The following is a 16655-nucleotide window of genomic DNA, read 5'->3' on the forward strand; positions in this document are numbered from 1 at the left end:
GGACTATGGCCGGCGAGACCGTCATCACCGTGGTGGGCAACCTCACGGCTGACCCCGAGCTGCGTTACACGCAGAACGGGCTCCCCGTCGCGAACTTCACGATCGCGTCGACGCCGCGCACCTTCGACCGCGCCGCCAACGAGTGGAAGGACGGCGAAGCGCTGTTCCTCCGCGCGAGCGTGTGGCGCGAATTCGCCGAGCACGTGGCCGGCTCGCTGACCAAGGGCTCCCGCGTCATCGCGACCGGGCGTCTGCGTCAGCGGTCGTACCAGGACCGCGAGGGCCAGAACCGCACGTCCATCGAGCTGGAGGTCGACGAGATCGGCCCCTCGCTGCGGTACGCGACCGCTCAGGTCACGCGTGCCGCCAGCGGCGGCTCGGCCGCCGGCGGCGGTCAGCAGCGCTCATTCGGCCGTGACGACGAGCCGTGGTCGACCCCGGGGTCGAACAACGGATCGAACGCGGGCTCGAACCGCGGCGGCTCGGACAACGGTGCGGACGCCTGGGCCGCCCCCGGCTCGTACGGCGACGACACCCCCTTCTAAGAGATTCACGGATGCTGCGGCATCCTCCCCACGCCCCCTCCACGCGCCGCTTGCGCGCCGCGAAGAGCCTCCGAGCGTGTGGGCCCATCAGGAAAAAGGACTGACCAATGGCTGGAAAGGCGAGCGGCGACCGCCGCAAGCCGCGGAAGGGCGCGAAGAACGCAGCCCCCGCGAAGGCGATCCGCGTCGGCGTCATCGACTACAAGGATGTCGCCACGCTTCGCAAGTTCATCTCGGAGCGCGGAAAGATCCGCGCCCGTCGCATCACCGGTGTCTCGGTGCAGGAGCAGCGTCTGATCGCCCGCGCGATCAAGAACGCCCGTGAGATGGCGCTCCTGCCCTACGCCGGCGCTGGCCGGTAAGGAGTACCGATATGGCAAAGCTGATTCTCACGAATGAGGTCGCCGGGCTCGGTAGCGCCGGTGACGTGGTCGAGGTCAAGAACGGGTACGCCCGCAACTACCTCATCCCCCAGGGCTTCGCTGTGACGTGGACCCGTGGCGGCGAGAAGCAGGTGGCGTCGATCCGCGCCGCCCGCGACGCGCGCGCGATCCACGTCCACGAAGAGGCCGTGGCACTGAAGGACTCCATCGAGGCCGCCAAGGTGAAGCTGGCCGTCAAGGCCGGCGCCGAGGGGCGCCTCTTCGGCGCCGTCAAGACGGGCGACATCGCGGACGCGGTGAAGGCCGCTGGTCTGGGCGAGCTCGACAAGCGCAAGATCCACATCACCTCCCCGATCAAGTCGGTGGGCGAGCACGAGGCGACCGTTCGCCTGCGCGACGACCTCACCGCCGTGATCACCCTGCAGGTGGTGGCCGCGAAGTAATTCGCGTCTCCTTCTTTCGAAGCACCAGGATGCCGCGGACCCTCGGGTCCGCGGCATCCGGCGTCTGCGCGCCGGTCTCCGACCGGGTCGGAGGGGTCAGAAGATCCAGTTCGCCGCCGCGGCGACGGGCCAGGACCACGCGGCGGCCGCGGAGGCGAGCTTGTCCGGACTGCGCACCTCGACGAGGCCGGCGAGCGCGAGCCCGGCGAGCGACGTCGACCCGAGGTGGGCGGCTCCCAACTCGCGGATGTCGAGCACGAGGTCGGGCTCGGCGTCGGTGCGTGTGACGCCGGCGTGCTGCCAGGCGTCGGCACGCACCCGCCAGCGCCCGGCGTTGGCGGGCAGCATCCCGTCGCTCACCTCGAGCACCACGTCGACCTCGCCCGCATAGCGGCGCTCGGCGAGAGCGCGCGGCAGGTCGAGGATGCGCACCCACGTGTGGTCCTGGTAGTCGGCGGTGGCCGCGCGGATGTCGACGATCAGGCTCACGATCGGGTCGTCCACTGCGACGATGCCGGCCTTGACGCGCGTGGTGAGGTCGAGGTCGAGCAGCGTCGACCACAGCCGGTGGGCGGCGGCAGGAGCCAGCGCGACGGCTTCACGCACATGGACCGTTCCCTCGGGCCCGCCGCGCTCCCAGGCGACGGTGCGCCGGAAGGTCGCGAAGGCGACGGGCCTGCCGTCGCCGTCCCGGACCAGGAGGAGCCTCAGCGACTCGCGCCCGTCGCGTGTCAGGGGAGGATCGGCCTCGCGGGCCGTGCGCAGCTCGGGTGTCTCGCGCGTCGCCCAGCCTGGTCGCCCCAGGCCCTCCGGCACGCGGGCGTAGCTTTGGTGGATCTCCGCGACGATCGGGCCGTGGATGCCGGCATCCCATTCGACGATGTCGATGTCGAGCGCGTCCGACCCGGCGACCGGACGGAGCGCGGCACGACGGGCCAGCGACAGTGAGAGCGTCGTCGACGCCATCCCGTAGCCGAAGCGGCCGTAGATGGGCGGCTCCGAGGCGGTGAGCGCCGAGATGGCCTCGCCGTTGGCGATGCAGTCCTCGAAGTGGAACTCGATCATGCTGCGCAGGATGCCGCGGCGACGGTGGTTCGGATGCACGCCGACCCACGTGAGCCAGCCGCAGGCCACCTCCGCGCCGGGCACCGGGTAGGCCCGCAGCGGATACGTCGCGTGGAATCCCGCCAGGTCTGTGCCGTCCTCAGGACGGCCGACGCCGTAGGCGCGCGACCACGTGAGCGGGCTGGGGACGCCCCGGAGCTGTTCCACGGAGTGGTCGGTGGGGAAGGCCCAGACGTCGAGGCGGAGGACGTCGTCGAGACGATCGGAGCCGACGGGTGCGAGACGGTAGGGCGCGGGTACAGGCATCCCCTCACTGTGGCGGGGATCGGATGCGTCCGCAACAGACCTGGTCCGGACATGCAGAAGCGCGGGTGCGCGCGAGGGCTGGGGAACCGCGCGCGCACCCGCAGTGTCACCGTCGAGCCTCGCGGGCCGCGGCCGCTCAGGAAGACCGCGGCAGTGCCGCGGGCACGAAGTGGCCGATCAGGCTGACCGGTGACACGGTCGGCGGAGCCGTGATCGCGGCCCCCCGGCCACGGTCCTCTCCGCCCGAACGCCGGGGGCGGGCCCAGGCAAAGCCCGCACCCCGGCGTGAGTGGATCAGCGCCGCACGGCGCCCGCCCAGCGCTGGGCGCCGAAGGCGGCGCCACCGAGGATCAGCGCGATCAGCGCGATCAGCAGCGCACCCAGAGCACCCGTGCCGCCGGTCTCGGCGAGCGAGCCGGTCTCCGCCGACGCCGCTGTGGCCGTTCCGACGGATGCCGGCGAGCCGGTCGTGCCGGGGGTGCCGGGCGTTCCCGGTGTGCCTGGGGTGCCGGGCGTTCCCGGTGTGCCGGGCGTGCCGGGGGTGCCGGGCGTTCCCGGTGTGCCGGGGGTGCCGCTGTCGGTCGTGGTCTCGCTGCTGCCGAGCACCGAGATCGCGTTGCCGCTGATGGTGATGGGCAGGCTGATCGGCGCCACGAGCTGGGTGCCCGACAGGATGCCGCCCAGACCGCTCGTGATCGGTCCCGTGCTGCCGCCCGTGCTGCCGCCCATTGTTCCGCCGTTGGTGCCGGTGGTCGCGGCGGTGGAGTGTCCCAGCACCGAGATCGCGTTGCCGATGACGTTCACCGGTGCCGTGATCGGTGCGAGCACCTGCGTGCCGCTCAGGAGCCCGGCGCCGCCGTCGGTCCACGCGCTGCCGCCCGTCGTCGGGGTGCCGGCCGAGGTGCCGGTCCCGCCGCTGGTCGTGGCGGTGGAGCGCCCGAGCACCGAGATCGCGTTGCCGGCGAGGTTCACCGGTGCCGTGATCGGTGCGACGAGCTGGGTGCCCGACAGGATGCCCTGCGATCCGCTGGTCGTCGGCCCGGTCCCGCCGCTGGCCGCGGTCGTGCCGGAGCTCGCCGTGCCGCCGCTGGTGGCGGCAGTCGAGTGGCCCAGCACGGAGATCGCGTTGCCGCTGACATTCACGGGTGCCGTCACCGGTGCGACGACCTGCGTCCCGCTGCCGACGCCGTCAGCGCCGGACGTCGTGGCCGACGAGACGGGAGCCGATGCGGGAGCGGGCGCCGGCGCGGTTGCCGGTGCCGAGCTGCTGCTCGACGAGCGCCCGAGGACGGAGACGGCGTTGCCGCTCACCGTCACCGGAGCGTTGACGGTGACCAGGGCCTGAGTGCCGGAACCTGCTCCCCCGCTGCCGGTCGTGGCGGCGGATGTCGCCGGTGCCGGAGCGGGCGCCGCGGGCGCCGGCGAAGTCGCCGTCGAGTGTCCGAGCAGCGAAATGGAATTGCCCGAAACGGTGATCGGCGCCGAGACGCTGACGAGGGCCTGCGTCCCCGACAGGATGCCGTTGTCGCCCGAGGTGGTGTTGTCCGCGGCGTTGGCCGCGGTTGCGCCGAGCAGCGTGATGCCGCCGGCGATGAGCGTGCCCCAGAGGGCGCGCTTGTAGAAAGTACGCATGAGAAGTTCTCCCCAAAATGATCGATGTCGAGCGCGCGATCGCGCGTCGTTGCCTGTTCCGTGCCGCGGCGCCTGAGCAGCGCTGAGATGCGGCCGGGGCTCGATCAGTCGGGGGAGATGTCGGTGTCGTAGACCGGCACGGGAGGCGCCTGCTGGTCGCTCGAGACACGTCGACGCACCCAGGCACGGTGTGCGAAGAACAGTCCGAACGCGAGCAGCGCCGTCGCGCCGCCGGGCCCTGCACCGGAGGAACCCGCGGAAGTCCCGCCCGGCGTTGCCGCGCCGAGGACGGGAGAGGTGTCCCCCGCGAGGCGCAGCGCGCCGTCGGCGGGGGAGAGTGTGAGGACGACGGATGCCGCGGCATGCACCGCTGCGGCCGCCTGACGAAGCGTGGCCGTCAACGCATCGAGCGCGATGGACTCGCCGGCGGTGGTCGGTTCGACGCCGGCGGGCGCTGCACCCTGGTCGACGAGGCCGGGAACGACGGGAACGCCCGGGATGCCGGGCACTGTCGGCGTCGAACCGGGAGCCGCGAGGACGTCCGTCGCCGTGCCGGTCACGGCGCCGACGGTGTCGTCGACGACACCCGTCACCGCGCCGAGGGTACCGGTCAGATCGACCGAGTCGACGACGCTTCCGACCGCGCCCACGACGCTGCCGACGACCGGCAGGGGCGCGGTGGCCGTGGTCGCCGTATCCAGCAGAGCGGTCACCGTGGAGTCGACCGCCTTCACCACGGGGGCGATGGTCTTGGTGACCAGTCCGCTCGTGGAGCTCGCGATCGGCTGGGTGGCCGAGGCCACCGTGTTCGTCGTCGTCGTGACGACCTGCGTGACCGTCGGTCCGACGACCGGAACAGCGGCGGTGGTCTTCACCACGGCCTGTACGACCGGAGTCCTGACGGCTGTCGTCGTGTTCGTGGCAACCCTCACCGTGTTGTCGACCGTCGACGTGAGGCCCCCGAGCAGACCGCCGGAGTCGTCGGCGCGTGCTTCTGAGGTCCCCAGACCGAGGATGAACGACATCGCCAGCCAGGCGAACGCGAAGCCTATGCCGATGAGAATCCAGGAACCCCAGCGGGGCCGCTGATGTGCGGTCTCCACGTTCACCTCCCAAGACGAGTAGTGCCTCGTGTCCTCGAACTGCGACACGGGCTGGTGAGGGTGCCTGGACTGTAGACGATACCCCCGATCGCCCGTCGCGTCCACACGCTGGAGAAACTTCTTGTTACGCGCGCGGTTGTGCACAGGCGGTGCTCGCCCGCGAAACCTTCAACGTGAACTTCATATCGGATTCCATCCACAGTGTGTGGAATTAGAAACCCCAGTTCAACGGCGCTAAAAATCTTCATACTCGCGTCGGTGCCGGCTGTTCTCCACAGGTGTTCTGCACAGGACCTGCGGCGTTTCCCGCAGGATGTCCACAGAGTTATCCACAGGGCGTGTTGCGTGCCGACATGGCCGTCCCTAGCGTGGGGTGCGGCCCGCGGGGGGACGCCGGGCATCCATCGTGCGAGCGATCGATGTCGGCGGTTCGTGCTGTGCTGGGCTCGTCGCAGTGCCCGAGCATCCGAGGAGGACGCCCACGTGTCGATCGCCGACATCGCATCCGAACGACTCGGTGCACCGCGCGAGCACGAGCGCACTCCGCCGCACGACATCCTCGCGGAGCAGAGCGCGCTCGGCGGCATGCTGCTGTCGAAGGATGCGGTCGCCGATGTCATCGAGACGCTGCGCGGCATCGATTTCTACGTCCCGAAGCACGAGCTGATCTTCGAGGCGATCCTCACGCTGTACTCGCACGGCGAGCCCACGGATGTCGTCGCCGTCACGGACGAGCTCATCAAGACGGGGGAGCTGGAGCGAGCCGGCGGTGCCGACTATCTGCACACCCTGACGTCGATCGTCCCGACGGCGGCGAACGCCGGGTACTACGCATCCATCGTCTCCGAGCGCGCGCTGCTGCGCCGCCTCGTCGAAGCGGGCACGCGCATCGTGCAGATGGGGTACTCCGGGCAGGGCGAGGCGCTCGACCTCGTCAACAACGCGCAGGCGGAGATCTACGCCGTCACCGGCGCCGATGCGGCCGAGGATTATGTTCCGCTGACCGTGGCGGTCGATGCGGCCGTGGAGGAGATCGAGGCCGCGCGCGGACGCGACGGCCAGATGACCGGCATCCCGACCGGCTTCGCCGGACTCGACCAGCTCACGAACGGCCTGCATCCCGGTCAGATGATCGTGGTGGCCGCCCGGCCGGCTATGGGCAAGTCGACGCTCGCTCTCGACTTCGCGCGGGCTGCCGCGATCAAAGCCGAGATGCCGACCATCGTGTTCTCGCTCGAGATGGGGCGCAGCGAGATCGCCATGCGTCTCATGAGCGCCGAGGCTGCGGTGCCGCTGCAGAACATGCGCAAGGGCACGCTGGACTCGCGCGACTGGACGACGATCGCGTCGACGCGCGGGCGGATCGACTCCGCGCCCCTGTACATCGACGACAGCCCCAACATGACGCTGGTCGAGATCCGCGCCAAGTGCCGGCGGCTCAAACAGCGCGCCGGCCTGAAGATGGTGATCATCGACTACCTGCAGCTCATGACGTCGGGCAAGCGCGTCGAGAGCCGTCAGCAGGAGGTCTCGGAGTTCTCGCGTGCGCTGAAGCTTCTCGCCAAGGAGCTGCAGGTGCCGGTCATCGCGCTGTCGCAGCTCAACCGTGGCCCGGAGCAGCGCGCCGACAAGAAGCCCGCACTGTCCGACCTCCGTGAGTCGGGCTCGATCGAGCAGGACGCCGACATGGTGATCCTGCTGCACCGCGAGGCGGCCTACGAGAAGGACAGCCCCCGCGCGGGGGAGGCCGACCTCATCGTGGCCAAGCACCGCAACGGCCCGACCGACACGATCACGGTGGCCTTCCAGGGCCACTTCTCGCGCTTCACCGACATGGCCGCCGGCGGCGACTTCGCCTGAGCCCTGCGCGCGCTCCCCTGGGAGGACGCCGGTGCCACCGGCCGGATGTATGGCGCGCTGCGCATAGGAAGAGCACACTGAGTACAGAGCCAGGGACCGACGTCTGGGGGACGCACCGTGGGAGATCTGCTCGCATTCGCATCCGGGGACGACGGCGGCGTCGTGTACGTCGAGACCGCCGACGTCGAACGTCCGCTCATGCGCGGCGGGGCGGCCTCGAACGTCATCGAGGCGGGCCAGAGCCTCGAGCAGGTGGTCGGGCGCATCGGGCCGATCGTGCAGAGCATGATCGCCGAGATCCGCAGCTCGTCGGAGTGGCCGGACGAAGTCGAGATCGAATTCTCGGTGAAGATCTCGGCGGACTCGAACCTCGTCATCGCCAAGGCGGGCGGCGAGGCGAACTTCCGTATCGCCCTGAGGTGGGGTGGCCGCGGAGGCGCGTGATGGCGGTCACGATGTACGACGACCTCCAGTTGCGGATCGACCGCGACGCAGATGGCTCGTACCGCGTCCTGGCGATGGCGCCGGACGGGCGGACGGCACGCGGCTCGTTCGTCTCGCCGCTGAGCGACGACGAGCTCGATGACTTCGTGCAGCGCGTCGGGCTGGCGCGGCGACGCGGCGGATCGGCGGACACCCGGATGGATGCGATCCGCGACGTCGGGGCCGCCCTCTTCGACTCGCTCATCAAAGAGGAGGTGGGCACGGTCTTCTACTCCGCGCGCAGCGCGGCTGCCGAACGCGACCGTGGCCTGCGCATCACGCTGCGACTCTCGGGGTCGCCCGAGCTGATGCGGCTGCCGTGGGAGTTCCTCTACAAGCGGCCGCGTTTCCTCGCCCAATCGATACAGACGCCGGTCGTGCGCGCGCTCGACGTGGACTCCGCGATGCGCCCGCAGCGACTCACGCTGCCGCTGCGCATCCTCGCCATGGTCAGCAGCCCGTCCGGCTACCCCGAGCTCGACGCCGATGCCGAGCGCCGGAACCTGGAGCGCGCCCTCGCCGCGCCGCGCGCGGCGGGGCTGGTCGAGGTCAGCTGGCTCGAGCGCGCGACGCTCGGCGACCTGGCCCGGCGGGTCGAGGAGCTCGACGGCGTGCACGTGCTGCACTACATCGGCCATGGCGCGTACGACGAGGTGACGGATTCGGGCATCCTGGTGCTCGAGACTCCGCAGGGCCGCGCTCACGATGTCTCGGGCGAGGAGATCGGCGCGATCCTGCAGGATGAGACGAGCCTGCGACTCGTCGTGCTGAACGCCTGCGAGGGAGCGCGCACCTCGCACGTCGACCCGTTCTCGGGCGTGGCTGCGAGTCTGGTGAACTTCGACATCCCGGCGGTGATCGGGATGCAGTTCGAGATCACGGACGACGCCGCCATCGCGTTCAGCGAGAGCCTCTACACGGGACTCGCACACGGACTGCCGGTGGATGCTGCGCTCGCCCCGGCGCGGCGGGCCATCGTCGGCGCGATGCTGCCGACCGAGTTCGGCACGCCCGTCCTGTACCTTCGCGACGGCGACGCCCGGCTGTTCGACCTCCAGGGCGGCCTCCCCGCTGCGGCGCAGCAGGAGGAACCGCCGGACGACACCGACGGCCCGGCATCCGAGACCGAGACCGAGGCCGAATCCGCCGAGAATCCCGTCGTCGAAGAGTCTTCGCCCGCGGAGGAGGGAGGGCCCGTCGACAAGATCCTCGACGCCGGGGCGTCGGTCGACGCACCGCAAGCGCCGGAGGCGATGGCCGCCGCGGAGTCGGTCGCGGCGGAGCCGGTCGGGGCGGAGCCGCTCGGAGCGGAGCATCCGCTCGAGGTCGCCGGCGAATCGCCGGCGCGGTCCATCCCCGAGCCAGGCGTGCAGACGAACCCACCGGAGCCGCCGCCGGATCGCGGGGCGCGGCCCCTGATGCTCGCCGTCGCGACCGCGTGGGCCGGCGCGTTGCTGCTCGTGGTCGCGGCCGCGTTCCTCTTCGCGGCGGGCCTGGGTGCCGGCGACGTCGCGGCTGCCGCCGGACTGGGCGCCCAGACGCTCGGCGTCGTCGCCCTCGCCGTCCACTCCAGCGTCCGGCCGCGTGACGCCGTCCCGGCCGCCTACCTCTACGGCGCGGCCGCTGTGCTCAGCGCCGTCGTGATGATGACGGTCGGCACCGACGCGCGGGCTGCTTCGTGGGTCCAGCTGGCTTATGGGCTGGTGCTCGTGCTCACGGGAGGCTGGCTGATCCGGGCGAGCCGTCGGGTGGGCAGCCGGTTCGCGGCGAGCCTTGTCACTCCCGCACCCGCGGTGATCGTGTCGGGCGCCGTGTCGACCATCGCCATCATCCTGTGGCTCAGCGGCGTGAACTCGAGCGAGGGCCGACTGTGGCCGCTGAGCGTGCTCGGCATCGCCGCGGGGTATGTCGTCTCGGCGCTCGCGCTGAAGCGAGAAGCCCGAGGCGGCTCGGCCGCGGCCGGATTCCGTGTCGAGATCCCGGTCGCGCTGGCGTGGACGGGTGCAGTCGCGCTCGCCGTCCTGGTCGCCTCCGTTCTGGCCCAGGACCCGAACGGTCCGGCGCTGCGCCTCGACGCCGCGACTGCGCAACTCCTGGCAGTGGCTCTCCTCGCGAGCCACCACGCGGCGCGGCCCCACCGCGACAGCAGGCTCGCGGCCGCGGGCTATGGGCTCGCCGCGGTCGTGAGCCTCGTCTCGATGATCGGCGCGAGTGTCGGAGAGAGCGCCTACGCGGCCTACGCCGTCATCCCCTGGGCCGAGCTCGTGGTCGGCATCCTGCTCGGGGCCGTCGGACTCTGGCTCACCGCGGTCGGCCGGGCGCGGGGCGGCCGGTTCGGGAAGAGCCTGTGGATCCCCGGTCCGTACGTCATCGCCGGCGGAGCGATGACGGCCCTCGGCGGCGCGGTCGCCGTCGCAGGCTCCTACGATCTCGGCGCGGTCATCCGCTGGATCTGGCTTGCGGCACTGCTCGGGATGGCGGTCGGCTACGCGCTCGCGGCGGTGTCGCTCGGGCGGGAAGGGGTGGCAGGCGAGGCATCCGCCGATCGGGAACACGCCGACCGGATCGCATAGGCCGCCGCCGCGGCGTGGGATGCAGGGGGGGTGCCGGCCGGACGGGCCTTCGAGATATGGTCGCGTCATGATGGTCGATCAGCGCGTGTGGATCGCGGCCGGAGGGGCCACGACATGACGGGCATGGGCCGGAACCTCATCGGCACGGCTGCCGCCGTCGTCGCCGCGGCCGCCACGGGCTCGGTCGCCTCATCCGCGACCCGGAGCCGCTGGTACAAGAAGCTCGACAAGCCTCCCTACCAGCCCCCTCCCCAGGTTTTCCCCATCGCATGGACGGCCCTGTACGCCGACATCGCGGCGACCTCCGCCTGGGCTCTCACCGCGCTCGAGGGGCGACCCCGCGAGAAGCGGCGCTACCGCGTCGCGCTCCTGGGCAACCTCGCCTTGAATGCCTCGTGGTCATGGGTGTTCTTCCGCGGACGCCGGCTCGGGCTTGCCGCAGTGGTCGCGGCGCTCCTCGCCGCCAGCTCGGCCGATCTCGTGCGGCGCACGGGCTCCGCGAAGCGCGGAGCAGGCGTGCTCCTGTCGCCGTATGCCGTGTGGTGCGCGTTCGCCATGGTGCTGAGTGTGGGGATCTGGCGCCGCAACACCCGCTGAAGCACCGCGCCGAAAGAGCCGGAAGAGCCGAAAGAGAGCGAAGAGGGGAACGGGCGAGGATGAAGCTGCTGCTCACCTCCGGAGGTGTGACGAACGACTCCATCCGGAATGCATTGGTGGACCTGCTGGGCAAGCCGATCGCGGAGAGCACGGCCCTGTTCATCCCCACCGCGCAGTGGGGGCAGCCGCAGTGCTCGCCCGAGTCGGTGTGGATGTCTGTCGCCGATCACTGGCAGGGTGAGGGGGGCTTGACCGGCATGGGATGGAAATCGGTCGGGGTTCTCGAGCTCACGGCGTTGCCGAGCATCGGCGAGGACCGCTGGGTGCCCTGGGTGCGCGACGCGGACGTGCTGCTCGTCGACGGCGGTGAGGCGGTCTACCTCGCGACGTGGATGCGGGAGTCCGGCCTCGCCGACCTCCTCCCATCCCTCGGCGACACCGTGTGGGTCGGCGTGAGCGCGGGGAGCATGGTCATGACACCGCGCATCGGCGACGAATTCGTCGACTGGAAGCCCGGCGAGGGCGACGAGACCCTCGGCGTCGTCGACTTCTCGATCTTCCCGCATCTCGACTACCCGGGCTGGTCGGGCAACACGATGGACCGCGCACGGGATTGGGCGACGCGCATCCCGGGCACCGCCTACGCGATCGACGACCAGACCGCGATCTCGGTCGTCGACGGCACCGCCGGGGTCATCTCGGAGGGGCACTGGCAGCTCTTCCGCGATGGCGTCGCCAGCGAGCCGACGCCGGCCGGAGGCTGAACATGCGCAAGGTGACCTACTCACTCGGGCTGTCGCTCGACGGATACGTGAGGGGGCCGGATGGCCGCTTCGACTGGTCGGCGCCGGACGACGAGATCTTCGCATTCGTCACCCAGGAGATCCAGCTGGACGGAGTCCATCTGCTCGGACGGCGGCTCTACGAGACGATGCTCGTCTGGGAGGACGACGAGCAGGTCGCGCAGTTCGGCGACGCACTGCAGGAGTGGGCAGCGATGTGGCGGCGGCTGCCGAAGGTCGTGTTCTCGAGGTCGATCGACGCGGTCCAGGGCAACGCCCGCCTGGCCACGGGCAGCCTCGCCGATGAGATCGAGCGCCTGAAGGCCGAACCGGGGGAGGGGGACATCGCCATCGGCGGGGCCGAGCTCGCCGGGCAGGCGATCGACGCGGGACTCGTCGACGAATTCCGGATGCGGGTCCACCCTGTGGTCGTCGGCGGCGGCACGACGTACTTCCCGCATCACGATCGCCGCGACGACCTCGAGCTGCTCGAGTCCCGGACGTTCGGCTCGGGCGTGGTCTTCCTGCGGTATCGCGTCATCCACTGAGGGGTTCCGCGCGTGGGGCCCGGCCCCTAGGCTCGGGCGCATCCGGCTCCGGAGCGCGCGCAGCGCGCCGACGAAAGGAACACCGTGCAGACGCTCAAGATCGATTTCATCACGTCGCTCGACGGCTACGGCGCCGCAGCAGGATGGCCCGGCCTGTGGGGCGTGTGGGGCAAGGAGTACCTCGACTGGCTCGCGACCTCGCCCGAGAAGGACGACCCGCTGCTCATGGGTGCGACGACGTATCGGCTGATGTCGAGCTTCACCGCCGAGGGGGAGCGCGGCACCGAGGCGCTCGACGGCATCCCGAAGTACGTCTTCTCCTCCACCCTCGACGAGCCGCTCGCCTGGGCGAACTCCACGCTCGTCTCGACGGACGCGGTCGAGCACGTGCGCCGGCTGAAGGAGGAGTCCGACCGACCCTTGCGCACTCTCGGAAGCGTCGCCCTCTGCCGATCGCTGCTTCTGGCCGGGCTGGTCGATCGCTACCGGGTCTGCATCTTCCCCGTGATCACCGGCGCGACCGGGCAAGAGCGCATCTACGACGGCTACCCGGATGTCCGCCTCGAGCTGGTGGAGGCGCGGACCTTCGACAAGGCCGTCCAGCTCCTCGAGTATGTGCCCACGGTGCTCGAGGAGCCGCCGGGGGCCTGAGACGTCCCATGCGGGCTCGCACATCGGGGCGTAGGCTCGGCGGGTGCGCGCACTCATCCACTCCGAATTCGGAGACCCCGCCCAGGTACTCAGCGTCGAAGAACTGCCCGTTCCCGAGCCCGGACCGCGCGAGGTGCGGATCAGGGTCATCCTCGCCACGATCCACAACCACGACCTGTGGACCGTGCGCGGCACCTACGGCTACAAGCCGCAGCTGCCGGCCCGCGCCGGCACCGAGGCCGTCGGCATCGTGGACGCCGTCGGGCCGGAGGTCGAGGGCATCGAGGTCGGTCAGCGCGTCGCGACGGGCGGGACGTTCGGCACGTGGGCCGAGTACGTCATCGCGAAGGCGGGGGCCGTCGTCCCCGTTCCCGACAGCATCCCCGACGAGATCGCGGCCCAGCTCATCGCCATGCCCTTCAGCGCGATCACGCTCGTGGACTTCCTCGGCGTGGAGTCCGGCGACGTCGTCCTGCAGAACACCGCGAACGGCACCGTCGGTCGCCTCGTCGCCCAGATCGGGGCGAGCCGTGGCATCACGGTGATCGGCATCGTTCGCCGCGCGTCGGATGTCGACGAACTCGCGTCCGCGGGCATCTCGAACATCGTCTCCACCGACGATGACGGCTGGAAGGATCGCGTGCGCGAGCTCGCCGGCGACCGGCCGATCCGGGCTGCCGTCGACTCTGTCGGCGGCTCCGCGGCCGGCGATCTGCTGCACCTCCTCGGAGACGGCGGCACCCTCGTCTCGTTCGGGGCGATGGCGTCGGACCGCATGCAGCTCTCCTCCGGCGACCTCATCTTCAAGCAAGCGGTCGTGAAGGGGTTCTGGGGCTCGAAGGTGTCGGCGGCGATGCCCGGCGACACCCAGCGGGCGCTGTTCGGCGAGCTGTTCCAGCTGGTCGGCTCCGGCCGGCTGACGCTGCCGGTGGACAGCATCCATCCCCTCGACGACATCGCCGGCGCGGTGGCGGCCAGCACACGACAGGGGCGCGTCGGGAAGGTGCTGCTGCGGCCCTGAGTCAGCGGCGGTGCAGGAAGAGCACGGGGATGATCCTGCTGGTCTTCTTCTCGTAGTCGCGGAACCCCTGGCTCGCGGCGGTGAACTTCTCCCAGGCGGCGTCGCGGGCCTGTCCCTTGAGCTCCTCGGCGCGCACCGCGACGAGGTCGGCCTCGCCCGGCACCTCGATGGTGACATCGGGATGGGCGAGCAGGTTGTGGTACCAGGCCGGGTTCTCGGGTGCACCGCCCTTGGATGCCGCGATGAGCCAGCCGTCGCCCTCGGGGATGGCCCTGACGGGTGCGATCCGCTCCGCGCCCGTCTTCGCACCGACATGGTGGAGGAGCACGAGGGCGCGCCCGAACGGCGGCGACTCGACGAGACCGTCATGGGCGCGGAATTGGTCGATGATCTGCTGGTTCCAATTCGCGTGCGGGTCGCTCATGAGCACTCCTGTCAGCCGGCGGCTCGGGATGCGGGCGAGCCCGCAGTCACATTGTCTCCCGAATCGTCGCTTATGAATTGACACATCTGTCTGTCATTACAGTCATTTGTGCGTTACGCTCGCCGCATGAGCACGATGGACGAACGGCTGGCGTACGCCGATCGTGTCGCAGCGGTATGGTCTGCCCGCTACCGGGTCGCCCCGATCACGGGTCGGATCGCCGGTTACCTCTTCGTCTGCGAGCCGGCGCATCCATCGATCGATGAGCTCGCGGCGGCACTTCAGGCCAGCCGCAGCGCCGTCGTCGGCGGAGTGCGGGAGCTCGAGGCGCGGCGATGGGTGCGTCGCTCCCGCTCCGCAGGAGAGCGCGCCGACCGGGTGAGTCTCGTCTTCGATCGGACGCGCGGCTTCGATCCCGCACCGTACCTCGAGGCCGCGGCGATCGCGGAGGACGGACTCGTGCTGGTGGCCGACTCCGCCACCGAGCAGCGCGCGGTGCTGGAGGAGACCGCATCACTCAACAGGTACCTCGCCGAGCAGCTGCCGCGTCTGCTCGACGACTGGATCGCGCAGCGAGCGGATCGCGGTCGATGACGACGCATCCGAGTCGGAGCGAGGTCACGGTGGGGGATGACCGTCGCGTCGCGTGGCACGACGTGGGCGACCCCGCGGGTCGGCCGTGCCTGTTCCTCCCCGGCTCGTCGAGTTCGGGGCTCGCGGGTCTCGCGCTCGACGCGGCGGCGAAGGATGCGGGCATCCGCCTCATCGCCCTCGACCGGCCGGGCCTCGGCAGGTCCGGCCGTGCGCCGGTACGCAGGCTCGTCGACTGGCCCGACGACGTGGCCGAGCTGCTGGATCAGCTGGAGATCGGCCGCGTCGGGGTGCTCGGGCACTCGGCGGGCGGGGCCTTCGCGCTCGCGGTCGCGTACCGGCTGACGGACCGGGTCTCCGCGACCGTCGTGTGCGCCGGCTCCGGCCCCTACAGCGAGGAGTGGTTCCGCGATCGGGCCCGGATGTCTCGCACCTCCCGGATGTACTACGGCATGGCGCTGCGCGCGCCCACCGTGTTCGGGCGGCTGATGGCATCCAGCACGCCCCGGACGCAGAAGGGCATCGACCGCACCATCGCCCTCGTCGCGCGCGGCTCGTCGCCCGACGCTCGCTTCGCGCGCGAGCAGCCCGAGCGGATGCGGATATCGCTGGAGGCCGTCGCCGACGGATTCCGCGACGGGCCGGAGGGGCCGACGGATGAGGCGCGGATGATCTGCAGCCCGTGGGGCTTCGAGGTCGCGGATGTCCAGGCTCACGTCGAATGGTGGCACGGCGAGCAGGACGGCAACGTGCACCCGGCCGCAGGTCGCGCCATGGCGGCTCGGCTGCCGCACGTGACCGCGCACTTCGTCGACGGCGGACACGCGCTGCTCTTCGAGCGGAGCGGGCCGATCCTCGAAGGCATGCGCGCCGACCGGCCGTGACGACTGGTCGTCACCCGCGGCATCCCGGTCAGTACTGTGGCCGTATGGTCTCGGTCGGGCGCGCGCTCTCGTGGTGGGCGCGCGACTACGCGTATGCGGGGTACTGGCAGGTCCGCGGCACGCTGACGCCGGGATCGAGGTCGGAACTCGCCACCGGCGCCGGCCGGCCCGTCGTCATGCTGCCGGGCGTCTGGGAGACGTGGGGATTCCTGCGGCCGCTCATCGATCCGCTGCATGCGGCCGGACACCCCGTGCATGTCGTTCCGGACCTGCGCCGGAACGGCCGGCCGGTTCCAGAGACCGCCGAGACCGTCGCGGCGATGCTCGCCGACCTCGATCTGCGCGACGTCGTCCTCGTGGCGCACAGCAAGGGCGGCCTCATCGGCAAGTACCTCATGGTCGAGCTCGACCCTGAGCAGCGCGTGCGCTCGATGGTCGCCGTCTGCACGCCGTTCGGCGGCTCCGACTATGCGCGCTACATGGTGTCGCGCACGCTGCGGGCCTTCGCACCGAACGAACCCACCACGCTGCGGCTGCAGGAGCAGCTCGAGGTGAACTCGCGCATCACGACGATCACGGGGGTGTTCGACCCGCACATCCCGAAGACCGTGCAGCTCGACGGCGCGCGCAATCTGACACTCGACGACGGCGGGCACTTCCGGATCATGGAGAACCCCGAGGTCATCCGGACGGTGCTCGAGGTCGCCGCGGGCGAGTGGCCGCCCACCGCGCGCTGACGCAGGGGGTGGCATCCATCGCCCGTC

At 70.8% G+C, this 16655-nt stretch carries 18 protein-coding genes; 14 read left to right on the forward strand and 4 right to left on the reverse strand.

Annotated elements, in window-relative coordinates:
• Window positions 1-5: 5 nt before the first annotated feature.
• The 3 genes from SM116_RS01510 to rplI all read left to right on the forward strand — a co-directional run bounded on the left by SM116_RS01510 (window position 6) and on the right by rplI (window position 1371).
• Entirely contained in the window at window positions 6-545 is a 540-nt protein-coding gene (locus SM116_RS01510; protein WP_320942703.1) for a single-stranded DNA-binding protein, read from the forward strand.
• A 107-nt stretch (window positions 546-652) separates the two neighbouring features.
• Window positions 653-907 carry a 30S ribosomal protein S18 gene (rpsR, locus tag SM116_RS01515; protein ID WP_320942704.1) on the forward strand — a complete coding sequence of 85 codons (255 nt, stop codon included), beginning with the start codon at window positions 653-655 and terminating at the stop codon, window positions 905-907.
• Window positions 908-918: 11 nt separating this feature from the next.
• Window positions 919-1371, forward strand: a complete 453-nt coding sequence (gene rplI / locus SM116_RS01520) for a 50S ribosomal protein L9 (protein WP_320942705.1) — start codon at window positions 919-921, stop codon at window positions 1369-1371.
• Window positions 1372-1467: 96 nt separating this feature from the next.
• On the opposite strand, the gene SM116_RS01525 is transcribed toward rplI, so the two are convergent.
• From SM116_RS01525 to SM116_RS01535, 3 genes are all read right to left on the reverse strand, one after another.
• On the reverse strand, window positions 1468-2742 hold the full coding sequence (locus tag SM116_RS01525; protein ID WP_320942706.1) for a GNAT family N-acetyltransferase: 1275 nt from the start codon (window positions 2740-2742) through the stop codon (window positions 1468-1470).
• Between the two features lie 294 nt (window positions 2743-3036).
• Complete coding sequence (locus SM116_RS01530; RefSeq protein WP_320942707.1) at window positions 3037-4374, reverse strand: chaplin family protein; 1338 nt, start codon at window positions 4372-4374, stop codon at window positions 3037-3039.
• A gap of 104 nt (window positions 4375-4478) precedes the next feature.
• Window positions 4479-5477: a hypothetical protein gene (locus tag SM116_RS01535; RefSeq protein ID WP_320942708.1), complete on the reverse strand. Its 999-nt coding sequence runs from the start codon at window positions 5475-5477 to the stop codon at window positions 4479-4481.
• 483 nt (window positions 5478-5960) lie between these two features.
• On the opposite strand from SM116_RS01535, the gene dnaB reads away from it, so the two are divergent.
• The 8 genes from dnaB (at window position 5961) to SM116_RS01575 (ending at window position 13992) form a co-directional block, all read left to right on the forward strand.
• Window positions 5961-7337, forward strand: coding sequence for a replicative DNA helicase (gene dnaB, locus SM116_RS01540; RefSeq protein WP_320942709.1), 1377 nt, complete (start codon window positions 5961-5963; stop codon window positions 7335-7337).
• Window positions 7338-7454: 117 nt separating this feature from the next.
• Window positions 7455-7781, forward strand: a complete 327-nt coding sequence (locus tag SM116_RS01545; RefSeq protein ID WP_320942710.1) for a CU044_2847 family protein — start codon at window positions 7455-7457, stop codon at window positions 7779-7781.
• Window positions 7781-10393: a CHAT domain-containing protein gene (locus tag SM116_RS01550; protein ID WP_320942711.1), complete on the forward strand. Its 2613-nt coding sequence runs from the start codon at window positions 7781-7783 to the stop codon at window positions 10391-10393. Before SM116_RS01545 ends, SM116_RS01550 begins: the two co-directional genes overlap by 1 nt.
• A gap of 114 nt (window positions 10394-10507) precedes the next feature.
• A complete protein-coding gene (locus SM116_RS01555; RefSeq protein ID WP_320942712.1) occupies window positions 10508-10990 on the forward strand; it encodes a TspO/MBR family protein in 483 nt (160 codons plus the stop codon).
• A 59-nt stretch (window positions 10991-11049) separates the two neighbouring features.
• Window positions 11050-11754 (forward strand): Type 1 glutamine amidotransferase-like domain-containing protein, encoded by a 705-nt coding sequence (locus SM116_RS01560; protein WP_320942713.1) that lies wholly within the window; start codon window positions 11050-11052, stop codon window positions 11752-11754.
• Window positions 11755-11756: 2 nt separating this feature from the next.
• Entirely contained in the window at window positions 11757-12320 is a 564-nt protein-coding gene (locus SM116_RS01565) for a dihydrofolate reductase family protein (RefSeq protein ID WP_320942714.1), read from the forward strand.
• A gap of 84 nt (window positions 12321-12404) precedes the next feature.
• Window positions 12405-12971 (forward strand): dihydrofolate reductase family protein, encoded by a 567-nt coding sequence (locus tag SM116_RS01570; RefSeq protein WP_320942715.1) that lies wholly within the window; start codon window positions 12405-12407, stop codon window positions 12969-12971.
• Window positions 12972-13014: 43 nt separating this feature from the next.
• On the forward strand, window positions 13015-13992 hold the full coding sequence (locus tag SM116_RS01575) for a zinc-binding dehydrogenase (protein ID WP_320942716.1): 978 nt from the start codon (window positions 13015-13017) through the stop codon (window positions 13990-13992).
• Between the two features lies 1 nt (window position 13993).
• On the opposite strand, the gene SM116_RS01580 is transcribed toward SM116_RS01575, so the two are convergent.
• The gene (locus tag SM116_RS01580; RefSeq protein WP_320942717.1) at window positions 13994-14416 is read right to left on the reverse strand and encodes a nitroreductase/quinone reductase family protein; all 423 of its coding nucleotides are present in this window, start codon (window positions 14414-14416) and stop codon (window positions 13994-13996) included.
• Between the two features lie 126 nt (window positions 14417-14542).
• Between SM116_RS01580 and SM116_RS01585 the strand changes: the two genes are divergently transcribed.
• Genes SM116_RS01585 through SM116_RS01595 form a run of 3 tightly spaced genes read left to right on the forward strand, consistent with a single transcriptional unit; the run spans window position 14543 to window position 16628 of the window.
• Entirely contained in the window at window positions 14543-15010 is a 468-nt protein-coding gene (locus SM116_RS01585) for a MarR family transcriptional regulator (protein ID WP_320942718.1), read from the forward strand.
• Window positions 15007-15891 (forward strand): alpha/beta fold hydrolase, encoded by an 885-nt coding sequence (locus SM116_RS01590; RefSeq protein WP_320942719.1) that lies wholly within the window; start codon window positions 15007-15009, stop codon window positions 15889-15891. Before SM116_RS01585 ends, SM116_RS01590 begins: the two co-directional genes overlap by 4 nt.
• A gap of 44 nt (window positions 15892-15935) precedes the next feature.
• Entirely contained in the window at window positions 15936-16628 is a 693-nt protein-coding gene (locus SM116_RS01595) for an esterase/lipase family protein (RefSeq protein ID WP_320942720.1), read from the forward strand.
• Window positions 16629-16655: the final 27 nt, after the last annotated feature.

The organism is Microbacterium rhizosphaerae (assembly GCF_034120055.1).
Lineage (GTDB): Bacteria > Actinomycetota > Actinomycetes > Actinomycetales > Microbacteriaceae > Microbacterium > Microbacterium rhizosphaerae.